2 protein-coding genes and 1 pseudogene are annotated in these 11,970 nt (G+C 58.1%); all 3 read right to left on the bottom strand.

The window, feature by feature from the left end; all coding sequences use genetic code 11:
- Positions 1-325, bottom strand: a pseudogene (locus EGK14_RS21195) (hypothetical protein); the annotation flags it as partial.
- Positions 326-598: 273 nt separating this feature from the next.
- On the bottom strand, positions 599-10,027 hold the full coding sequence (locus EGK14_RS01875; protein ID WP_125287372.1) for a hemagglutinin repeat-containing protein: 9,429 nt from the start codon (positions 10,025-10,027) through the stop codon (positions 599-601).
- A 52-nt stretch (positions 10,028-10,079) separates the two neighbouring features.
- The gene (locus tag EGK14_RS01870) at positions 10,080-11,771 is read right to left on the bottom strand and encodes a ShlB/FhaC/HecB family hemolysin secretion/activation protein (protein WP_125287371.1); all 1,692 of its coding nucleotides are present in this window, start codon (positions 11,769-11,771) and stop codon (positions 10,080-10,082) included.
- Positions 11,772-11,970 lie beyond the last annotated feature (199 nt).

Genomic DNA, 11,970 nt, shown 5'->3' with positions numbered 1-11,970 from the left:
CGCCGCTTATCGCCTGACCGATATCACCGCCCGCCAGGCCCTGTATCGCCGCCGTCGCCGCGCTGATTCCCTGTTGCAGCGCGCTGCCCGTGCCGAACGGCGCCATCGCGCTGTTGTACGCCTGCTTCGCCACGTCCGCGTCCGTGAACGGCTTGCCGGAATCCGCCAGCTGTTCTCTGGCCGCTGCCAGCGCTGCCGGGTCACGCTTCGCTTTCTCTCCGGCTATCTGGCCTTCCGTCCTCGCAATATCCATTGCCTGCGAGCCGATCTCCGCCATCAGCTGCGCCGCCTTCAGCCGTCTCTGCTCTTTCTCCTTGTCGAAGATTTCAACTATAAAAAGCACTCATAGAGTTAAAAAAATTTTATTTATTCATTTTTCTATATGGCAAATAATAAGATAACCATAAAAGAACACCTAATAAAAACCCGACCCCGGCTATGTTTAATGAAATATGTAAGTGTTTCTCTGAAAAAAAACCACCATCTCCTTTTGAAGATGGTTGCCATAGAAAAAAAAGGCTCAATAAAAACATAAGAGCAGAGATAGTACCACATGAATATATGAACAACATTACTAACTTCAACTTAGATATACGAGTCATTTTTTACCCTCCGAATTATTACTCTTCGGCGGATTAAGGAAACCCGAAGTAAGAGAGTCTGCAACATTACCAGCCACCGATGGAACTGAACTTTGAGGAACCGATTTTGATATTGTCCACACACCACTCGACACCCATTCATACTGTTTTGATACAGGGTTAAAAATCTTATCAAAAGGTACTTTTAAAATGTTCCCAGCTTTATATCCTGCCCCTGAACTAGTGGTACTCATCAGTGCTGCCATAATCGGATCACCACCACTTATTTTCGCCTGATAATATCCACCTGCTGCATTCCATGAGACAGTCGGGTTATAGCCTTTACCGGTGGTAATCCCTCCAACGATTATTGATCCGATTACATCAGACAGTTTTATTTCTCCGGTTATACCATATTGAATTCCTGCATTTGCCGCCCCAGCAACACCAACAGCAATAAGTTGCTCTTTGGTGTTATTAACAGTATTGGTGATGATCGCTTTACCACCCATTATTGCCACCGGCCAGGATGTGGGGTCCATAACAGCAGACATAACCCGGTCTCCCGTGGTGATATTATCTTCCAGGAATTTAAGATCCGTTCCGTTGAGATAATTCACCAGCGCCGCAGCAGACGGATCTTTCAGCTTTTCATCCAGCCGGATTTGCGAAGGATTAGCATCATTCGCCACATTAGTGGCACCCTGTATCAGTTCCTGCCAAGTGACGCAGGTAACACCGCCGCCCGTGCAGGCTTCCTGAAGTTCCTTACTGTTCTTATTGCTGATTTCGATGTATTTCTCAACAACCTTATTGCAGTCACCACCGGAGCCTTTACAGTCCTGCATTTCTTTATCCAGCTGACGCGCCTCTTTTGAGTTCAGCCAGTTGAATTCAGCCGCGTTTTTACCGGCCTGCGCCCCGGCCACCGCGTTACCGGTACTGTCTCCAACCACGCCGCCCGCCAGCCCCGCCGCCAGCGTTCCCAGCGCTGATATCGTCTGCTTCTCGGTTTCTGTCAGTTCACTGACCGCTTTATCCGGATACAGCTGCTTCATCACCAGCCCGGCCATCAGCTCGCCGCTGACCGCGCCCGCCGCGCCGGCAACCGCGCCGTTCCCGGACGCGTAAGACGCTACCGCCCCGACGACCGCGTGGGCCATCGCTTTCGCTTCCGGGTTGCCTTCCGTCAGGACGTGTATCTGCTCTGCCAGATACGGCGCTGCCGCACCGCTTATCGCCTGACCGATATCACCGCCCGCCAGGCCCTGTATCGCCGCCGTCGCCGCGCTGATTCCCTGTTGCAGCGCGCTGCCCGTGCCGAACGGCGCCATCGCGCTGTTGTACGCCTGCTTCGCCACGTCCGCGTCCGTGAACGGCTTGCCGGAATCCGCCAGCTGTTCTCTGGCCGCTGCCAGCGCTGCCGGGTCACGCTTCGCTTTCTCTCCGGCTATCTGGCCTTCCGTCCGCGCAATACCCATTGCCCGAGAACCTATTTCCGCGATCAGCTGCGCCGCCCTCAGCCGGTTCCGTTCTTTTTCAGCGTCGAAGATTTGCGCAAGCCCCGGATTCGCATTGTCCACGTCGCGGCTTAAGTCTGCAACATCCTGCCGCTGGTTTTCCCGTTCACGAACAACTATCGTGCCTTCGCTGACGGCAGAGTGGGTGGTGGAACTGGCGCTGTCCGAGCCGTTCAGGCCCGCCAGGATATTGCTCGCCATGTTCCCTTCGAACTGGCTGCCGATGGAACCACCCGTGCTGATACCCGCGCCCGCGTGCTCAACCTTGTATTCCGCGTGGTTTTCAGTATTGCGCCAGCCCAGCGTGCCGGTGTCGAGCCTGTTCCTGTCTGCGGTGGCGGTTGAGCCGATGACCGCGCCGTCTAGCTGCGTGTGCTCGCCGACGGTGATATCGAAGCCGCCTTTACCGACAAAGATGCCCGTCTGCTCCGTCACCGACCGCCAGTCGCCGTGCATTTTGTCGCGCGACGTGTTCACGCTGGCCGTTGCCGTGCCCGCCCCGAAGGTGTAGCCCGCTCCCGCGCCGGCATCCTGCTGCTTCGAGTCGAAGGTTTCGCCGTCCTGCTCGCTGGTCAGCGTCAGGTTGCGGCCCACCTCAAGCTTCACCGCCTCGCCGTTCACCTGCGCGCCGGTCAGGGCGGTATCACGACCGGACGTAATGGTGACCTGATTGCCCGCATTTATCTGCGTTTCCACATGGCTGACGCCGTTCGCGTTCTCGTGGCCCTTGCCTTTGTTCACGTTCGCCGAGACGTTAAAGCCGGCGCCACCCGAGCCTGCGGTAACGCCCACGCCCACGCTGCCGCCCTTGCTGCTGTTCCGGCTTCGCGTGATGCTGCTTTCCTCCGCAGAGACCAGGTTCACGTCGCGGTTTGCCGACAGCAGCATATCCTTACCTGTCTGCAGCCGGCTGCCCTGCACGGTGATATCGCCGTCCTGACCTTTCACGCCGCTGCCCGTCGCGGTGATGTTCAGGTTGCCGCCCGCCGTCAGGCTGCTGCCCTGCTGCGTGCTCTGCGTCAGCGAGCTTTCAGATTTTGACGACCGGCTGCCGTAAGAAACGTTGACGCCGACGGTCGCATTATTGGCCGGGTCGTCGCCTTTTGCCGCGTCCAGCCGTGCCGCCTGCGTGGCGCTGACGCCGTCCAGCGCCGCCTTCATGCCCTGTAGCCCCGCCACGCGGCCGTCGCTCTCTTCTTTCACCTGCTTCGCCGTGGTCACCGCCGCGTTCAGCGCCGACCCCGCCGTGCCGGAAAGCGCCAGCGTCAGCCCGCTCTGCTTCTGCTCCGTTTTATGTGTCTGCGAGGACTGTTTTTCCGCCGCCAGAATGCTGACCGCCTTGCCGCTCAGGCTGATGTTTTTCCCGGCCAGCACGTCTGAACCCTTCACGGTCAGGCTATCGCCCGCCTTCAGCGTCACGTTGCCCTGCGTGCTGCCGACGGTGCTGCCCGTGTGCGTGAGGCTCTGCTCGCTGTCGGCAGCTTTCTGCTCGTTCTTACCGTACTGAACACCGATACCGCCGGTGCCCGACAGCCCCGATTTTTTACTCTGGCTGCCGGACTCAGAGCGATGCCGGTTTTCTGCCGTGGTTACGGTAATGGCATTTTTCGCCGTCAGTGAGACATCATCCGTAGCCACAACCGTGCTGCCCGCCACGCTGATATCCCGACCGCTTTCCAGCGCCACGCTCTGCCCGCCTATCAGGCTGCCGGAAGCCGTGCTGCTTTGCTCTTCCCGCTGATACGAACTCTCCTTGCGGCTGAGCATTTTTTTGGCTTTGCTGCTGCCCTGCTCTTGCAGATGAAACTCATCCTGGCTGGCGATCGCCGCAATATCACCTGCGGCTTTCAGCTTCGTAGCACCTTTTTCGCTTTCGACCGAGCTGCCCTGCACCCTGATATCGCCCTCGCGAGCGATCAGAGTAATATCATCCCGCGCGCTGAAGACGCTGCCCGTACCGGTGTTGCTGGCGGTTTCCCTCTCACGCTGGCTTTTGGTTTTGCCCACGCGGTTATGCTCGCTGTCCTGATCGCTGATCTGCTGGCGAGCTTCCTCGATCGTGACCTGTTGCGCGCTCAGCTTAATACCGCCGCCGCTGGCAACCTGAGCGCCAACCGCGGTGAAATCGCCGCCCGCCTGAAGGGTGACGCCGCCCTCGCCATTTAGCACGCTGCCGGTCAGCCTTTCTTCCTGGCGGCTGTTGCTTACGGAAGAAGTGCGGCTGCCCGCTTGCAGATGGGTATCGTTGGTGGTGGTTTCCGTAAGCAGGCTGACGTTGCCGCCCGCCCGGACGTTAAGCTGCCCGCCCGCCTGCGCCTGGCTTCCCTGCAGGGTGATATCCTGTCCGGCCTGCAAATTCAGGTTGCCGCCCGCCGTCAGGCTGCTGCCCAACGCCTGCTGCCATTCGCCGCTGACCTGCGCCATTCGCTTGCCGGGTTCTTCCATCCCTGCGCTTTTACGATTGCCCGTGGCGCCGGCAATCACTTCCAGATCCGCCGTTTTACTGCTGCGGGCCGCACCGATGCTCAAACTATTGCTGGCGCTCAGGCTGAGGTTTTCGGAAGCGTTAAGGTTTGCGCCTTTCAGGCTGATGTCGCTGGCAATCAGCGTCAGTTTGCGCGCGCCCATGCTGGCCTGGCGCAGCGCGTTTTGCAGATCGCTGCTCAGACTCAGGCTGCCTGCTTTTACATTAATGCTGTCGGCCCGGATATCGCCGCCCTGATGCAGAAACTGGCTGGTATCAATATCAAACGCCTTATCGGCAAACAGATTACCGGCGTTGCCGACGCTGTTGGTTGAGAGTTGTAGCTCGCCGCCAGCTATCAGCGCACCGTCGCCGGACAGCCTCAGCGTGGTGTTAGCCAGATACACTTTCGGCACCCAGACGGTTTGCAGCCCATTGGCGCTTCGCACCGTTTCGCTTACCAGCCAGACGATATCCTGCTCCAGCGCAGCAATCTGCGCTGGCGTCAGCGCCACGCCGGGAATGAGCTGAAAATCTTTTGCCACTTTGCTGCCGTTATTCATCAGCGCCTGATATTGCGCCATCGCATCTTCACCCCGGAGGGAAGGACGACCCGTTAACATCAGCAGTTGCTCACGCACCACGCGCTGTTCGTAGTAGCCATCACCTAACCGCTTGTGTACCTGCGACGGGTCATAACCGATCAACTTCAGCATGTAGTCGCTGCTGATAAAATTGCCTTTATCGGTAAAACGAGCGTCAGTAACGATCAGATAAGCGCTGCCCGCCGCCGCTTGCTGACGAAATAACGCGTTATCAGGAATATCGGTAGCGACGGTCGCCAGATGCTGCTGGCCGGTGAGCTTTAAGGTTTCAGACCGATCTGCTATATCGTCCGCCAGCGGATTACGTTCCCACCGCGCGCGTTCCGCTTCCGCCGCGTTTTGCGCCGCTTCCGCCTTACTGATTTGCGCCTGATTCACGGTGGTGTTCTTAAGGCTGGCGCCTGTGATTGTGCCCTTGCCAAAGCCGCTGATGATGCCATCGATGGCGGCTAACGCGGTTGTTTCATCAAGATTAAAAGTGGGATACCAGTGAACGGTATCTTTGTCATAATGATCGACAAGATACTCCTGCCGACGTTCGTTAACTGAGTAACCTCTGTTAATGACATCGCCTGCGCCTTCAATAGTCAGGCTGCCGTTCGCACTGATGGTACTGGCATCATTCAGCAGCTGTTCGCTAACGTTGAGCGTCATTGCGCCGCCTGCCAGCAGCCTGGCGCCGGTTCCGGCTGAAATTAGCTTATCGGTAGTGACCGTGCCGGTTGCCGTGCGCTCGCGGAAGTTATTGTAATCCGTGACGTAAGGCATGGCGGCGATATCCATATGGCTTTCGGGATCCCAGAGTTCGATCCTGCCGCGATCGTGCTCGCGCCACACCGTATTGTGATACGGTGTCGGCACGCTGTTTTGCCGTGGTCCCTGTGTTTCGTAGAACGTCATGCTGTAGCTGCCATCGGCATTGGGCGTCAGGGCCAGATAATTGACCCACAGATTGATTAGCTCTCCACGGTTATTCTTAAGCTTTACTTCTACCCGTTTCGCGGCGGCGTCAATATTGACGAGAGTGCCGTAGCGGTTGTTTTCCGCCGCGCTGTCATCCTGGAAGGTAAGCTGTTGGGTAACAGGCGCCATCGTGCTTAAGTCGGTGTTCACCGTTGAGCCATAAGAGCGCCAGTAATAGTTATAGCGGTGCCATTTATAGTCGCTCAGCTCCGCTTCCCGCTCAATCTCCAGCCCTTCGCGCTGATTAGTAAATCGCCTGGCTTCAAGCGTCACGTCGCCTTCCGCTTCAATATCGCTGGCAAAGTTTTCGATCAAATCCACGCTGTGCAGCCGCAGCGTACCGCCGCTATAGATAAAGCCGCGATCGCGGTTGGTCAGCCGTTCACCGGTTTGCAGACTGAGCTTTTCCGTGGCGGCTATTAAGGCTGCGCCGCCGTGGTTATCGAGGATCCGGCTGTTAACCATAATCTCATCGCCCATCAGCGTGGCCTGATTGTCCAGGCTGTCGGTTTGCAGCGTCAGGCGGTCGGCTTCAACACGTCCCTGATTAAGCAGCAGGCCGGTAACGATCTGTGCGCCTTTGCTGACCAGCAGCGCCTGATTGGTGAACCGTTGACTGGTCAGTTGCAGATCGCCTGCGATCGGCCAGTCGGCCAGATTGGTCAAAGTACCGCCAATAGTCAGGATCAGCTTGCTGTTACTGTTAAGCGTCTCCCCGGCCCGGTGAACATAATCCTGCTGAAGATCCAGCGTCAGCGCCTGCTGGCTGAGTAAGGTGCCGCCCTGATTATCCAGCGATGCTGAGGTAGCCGACAGCGCGCCGTCGCTCTGGATATTGCCGCCCTGGTTAAGCAGCGCCAGCAGATCGCCGCCGCCGATGTGCAAATCCAGGCTGGAGAGGATCAATCCCTGTTGATTATTCAGCGTTTGCAGCAGCGTCAACGTTAAGGCGCCGCGGCTCTGGACGCGGCCTGCGCGGTTATCCAGACTTCCGGCGGTCACACTGGTATGGGTCGTGCCGATCAGCCGTCCGCCGTCGCGGTTAATGACCTGGTCCGCCTGTATCACTAAAGCCTGCTGGCTGCTGACGATCCCGTTCGCGCTGTTGTCGGTAAGCTTGCTCTCCACGCTCAGCGCCTGAACGGATACCAGCTGGCCGCCCCGGTTATCCACCGTACCGCTGCTTACCGTCAGGGGGCCGCCGCTGTGCAGCCTGCCTTGCTGATTGTTCAGCGTCTCCAGCTGATAAAGCCCCGCCGCCTGGCTGACTATCGTCCCGGCCCGGTTGTTCAGCTCGCCCGTCGTGATTTGCAGCGTGCCGCTGCTGCTGACGAGGCCGTCGCCGTTCTCAATCTGGCTGGCGACAAGCCGCATCGCCTGATCGGCGCGCAAACTTCCCTGCCTGTTATCCAGCACGCCAGCCAGTTGGATAGCGAGCTTTTGCTGACTGTCGATAGCGCCCTGATCATTCAGCAATGTTGCGGCATCAAGCTGTATGTCACCGCTGCTTTTCAGCGAGCCGGAACGGTTATCCAGCCGGTCAGCTAAGGTCAGTTTCAGCAGCCCTTCGCTATACAGCAGGCCATGCTGCTGATTATCGATGTGCCAGGCGTCAATTTGCAGCCGCTCGCCTGCCAGTATTTTTCCGCCTGCGTTATCGACCAGCCCCGTGGTTTGCGCCTGCCGTTCACTCTGTAGCCACAGCGTGGTCAGCCCGCTGATTTTCCCGTTCTCACTGTTAACAATATTGCCGGCCTGCAAATGCTGCGCCCGCTGGCTGAAAAGGTTGCCTCCGCGATTATCCAGCGTATCGGCTATCGTCATATCCAGCGTGGCCAGCGACTGAATCTCGCCCTGCTGATTACTTAACGTCCGTGCCTGGATGCTGCTACTGTCCATGCTGATGATTTGCCCGTGCTGGTTATCCAGCTCGCCTGCCAGATTGAGATCAAGACGCCGCTGGCTGTTGATCAGGCCCTCTTCCCGGTTCGACAACCAGGTGCCAGACAACCTCAGATCGCTGCCGGAAAGCAGATTGCCGTGGTCGTTGATGATGCCGTCGCGCGCGCGCAGGCTTAAGACAGACTGGCTTTGTACGCTTCCCGACTGATTCGCCAGCCCGCCCGTCTCCAGGCGCAGATCGCCATTGCTGCCCAGGGTGCCTGACTGATTGTCCAGCAGGCCGCTGACTCGCCAGGACACCCTGTCGTCGCCCAGGGCGATCAGCCGTCCCCTACGGTTGATCAGCGTGGCGCTCTCCAGCTGGAGCTGGCTGGCTTCAATGCTGCCATCGGTATTATCCAGATCGCCCGTCAGCGCAAAAAAACTTTCCGCCGCTTCGGTCTGCGTCCAGATGCCGGTCTGGTTGAACAGGCTGTCGGCGGTAATTTTCCAGGATCCGACACGGATTTGCGCCTGCTGTGAATCAATATTTCCCTTACTGTTAACAATGAGCAGTCTACTGTCGACGTGCGTCTCCTTCAGCGCGACGCCGCCCTGCTGCGCCGTCAGCAGCGCCTCTTTGGCCGCCACGCGGCTCTGACTGATATCCACCCGCCGGCCGGAGATAGTGATCTTGCTCTGACTTAGCAAGCTGCCGCCAGCACGGATTTCCGCCTCGCTGGCGAGCGTTAAATCTGCCGGACGAACCAGCCTGCTTTCGACATCGCTGCCGGCTAAAAGATGGCCGCTGCTGTGGATCGCCTGCTTAGCCCGTAGCGTGACGTTGCCCGCCGCCGCCAGCGTGCCGGACTGGGTAATGCTGCCCTCCCGGCTATGTACCGACAGCTGGCCGCCGCTGTAAAGTTTGCCTTGATGCTCAAGGCTGTCGCGAGCCGCCAGCGTGATATCGCCGCCAGCCTGGGTGTAAGGTTCCGCCGCCGCCGTCTGCCATAAAAGCCTGCCTTCGCTGCTAACAGTCAGGGTTTTTCCGACCTGCAGATGTCCGCCCTGATTACGAACGCCCACGCCCGCTTCCGTCGCGATCATACGCACGCCGCCGCTGTACATGCCGCCCATCTGACCCATATCTATCGCCAGTTCCGGTGCGTCGTCGTCGCTGGCGGAGAGCGGGCTAACCTGGCTGGCATCCACATCAATCCGGTTGCGTCCGGCGATAACGGCGACTGCCTCTTTCGCCCTGATACCGGCATTGATTTCCACCACGCGCGCCAGCAGGTCGACGTATTCCGTCTCATTCCGTGCATCGTTATTCAGCCCGCCGCCCGTTACCCGGATCGCGCCGCGTTCAACCTGATAACCGGCCAGCGAGCCATCTGCATTCAACTGCGGTTTACCTGTGGTCAGGGTCATACGCCCGGCATTAATCGTGCCGCAGCCGTCGCAAACGATCCCTGCCGGATTAGCAACAATGACCTTTGCTTTGCCGCCGGCGACTTCCAGATGGCCGCGCAGCTGGCTGGGATTGCTGCTGTTGATTTCATTAAGAATGACGCGGGCAGGCGCGGCGTTGGGATCGAGTTTGGGATTGCCCTGGATATAGCCGGCGAGCTGGGTGGCGGTCATCTTTGCCGAGTTGTTAAGGATGGCGCCCTGCTGTGCGACGTCAAACTGCTGGTACTGATTATGGGAAATACCGGCCTGATTCGGCGCGGTGATGTTCACCTGTGGCAGGCCATTTTGCGTGGTGATGACGTCAGGACGCAGTGCGGGCGCGGCCTGGCCGTCGGCGACTATCCCTTGTGCGACGGCGGAACCGGTAAACAGCGCCAGCCCAAGCAGCCAGACGGCGCGCCGTACCGTTACCCACAGGCGTGGGCCATCAGATCCGCGCCGCTGGCCGGTCCTCGTGCCGCAACCGCGAGCCAGCTCTGATACCACCCGTAATTCGCCATGCGTACGACTGAAAATCAGGCAATAACATTTTTTATTCATCAATAACGTCCCTGTTAAAGCCCTGCGGTCAACACCTGCCGCGTCGGGCTGGCTATATCTGTAGATTGAGGCTGAAACCGCCGGTTACGCCGGAAGTATGAAAGCCGCCCGGCTGGTAGAGAGGAAGCCCGGCAAAGAGGTCGTAGCTGACGTGTCCGCCAAAGCTGCCTCGCAGGCCCACAGCGCTGCCCGCCAGCTGTTTTCCGGCCAGGTAACGCGTGCCGCGTCCGCCAATACGCCCGTAATCCACGCCCCAGTAAAGCTCCTGTCCCCTTAGGTTCCACGCCAGCTCATTACGCCAGATCAGGCCTTTTTCGCCGGAGAGCGCCTGTTCGCCATCAAAGCCGCGTACGGTATAGCGTCCACCGATAGCCAGCCGATCCAGCGGCGTTAGCGGCTGATGGCTCCACTGCCCGCGCAGGCTGGTGTAATAGCGCCAGTTGAAGGCTGGCAGCGGCTGGTTCAGGCTGAGTTCGCCGGTGATAAGCCCTGCGCGTGCGCTGCCTTCATGGCGGGCTTCCTCCGGCGCACGCAGCGCGCCAAACGCGCCGGTGCCTTTTCGCCAGTTAACGCTGCCGTCCAGCGTGCTCTGGCCGAGATAGCTGCGCTGACTCAGCCCCAGCTCCCAGCCCGCCGTACGGCGTCGCTGTAGGTCGATGTCAATATCGTTGACGGCATTGGTGGAGTGGCGACGCCAGATGCGCAGGTTAAGCGTGGTTTTGTGTGACTGATTACGAAACAGCAGGCGGGAGAGCGTGAACTGAGCGTTTTCGCTTTGCCCGCTGTAGCGTAGCGTCTCGTTTGCGTTGGCAATATTCTGCTGATAGCTGTAGTCGTTATAGTTAGCAGAGAAGAGCCAGTAGCCCATAGGGATGTTGTAATTAAATGTATGGGATCGACTAGCGGGCGAACCTTGTTCAAACATATCTTTGCCCAGGCTGGCATAAAAAAGATCGTTCCGGGCCAGAGGCGCATCAATCGCCAGCGTCAGGCTTCCCTGATATTTGCCGGTACTTTTCGCCCCGCTGTCATCAAGGCCGAAAGTCAGATGCACCGGACGCCTTTCGCGCCAGGCGATCCTGAGATCGCTGGTGGCTTCCTGGCGGCCCGGCTCAATTTTTATTTCTGCCTCAACGCCCGGCACGCGCCGGAAATTTTCCAGCGCCTGTTCAATATCCCGCAGATTCAGGATATCGCCCGATGAAGCCGGCAAGGCGTTCCATAGCCTTGCCCGTTTTGATACCGGCTTGTCAAAAAAGATGCGGTCGATACGCCCCGGCTGTAGCGTTAAAGTCAGCACGCCTGAAGTCAGATCCTGCTCCTGCGCCATAATGCGGGTGGTAACGTAGCCCTGTTGCAGAATGGCATTCTGTACCTTATTTAATACCAGCGTGATCCCCTGCCCGCCGAGACAGCGGCCCCTGGCGCTTTCCGCCGCCTTTAGCGCCCACTGAAAGCGGCCTTCATCACCGGTTAAGCGCACTCTGTTAATGGGAAAGCAGGGATGCTCCGCAGCCGCATAGTCAGGCAGCGCGGCGGCAGGACGTTCAAGACGTACATCGCTGCCCGTGCTGTTTTGCTGCTGTAGCGCGCGTTCTCTTTCCTGCCGACGCGTCTGCTCGCGCGCGTCAATGTCTGCCGCATCGCTGACGAGAAAAGAAGGCGCAGCAGCAAGCGACGGTGAACAGAACTGCGCGAGCAGCAGCAGGCAGGCTTTACCGGGCCAGGCATAGTTTCGGTTCATCCATGAACGTCCTTAATAATTTAGCAGGCAGTTTTTTTATAACAGTTATTTAGCAAACAGATATATATCTGAAACAGGCGGCAGCATTATTTAATTGGGTTAAATTATTTAACAGGGATAAGCCAAAAGCAAGCAATAAAAAATAAGATTGCTATTAAAACAAGAACAGAATTAATTTATTAAATCAGGGAAATTAAAA

The organism is Erwinia sp. 198 (assembly GCF_003937915.1).
In the GTDB taxonomy this organism is placed as follows: Bacteria; Pseudomonadota; Gammaproteobacteria; order Enterobacterales; family Enterobacteriaceae; genus Erwinia; species Erwinia aeris.
The sequence above is the reverse complement of the archived record's forward strand: the minus strand, read 5'-3'. Positions and strand labels throughout refer to the sequence as shown.

Coding starts and splice junctions, on each gene's coding strand:
- EGK14_RS01875 (WP_125287372.1), bottom strand. CDS start 10,027: ATGAATAAAAAATGTTATTGCCTGATTTTCAGTCGTACGCATGGCGAA.
- EGK14_RS01870 (WP_125287371.1), bottom strand. CDS start 11,771: ATGAACCGAAACTATGCCTGGCCCGGTAAAGCCTGCCTGCTGCTGCTC.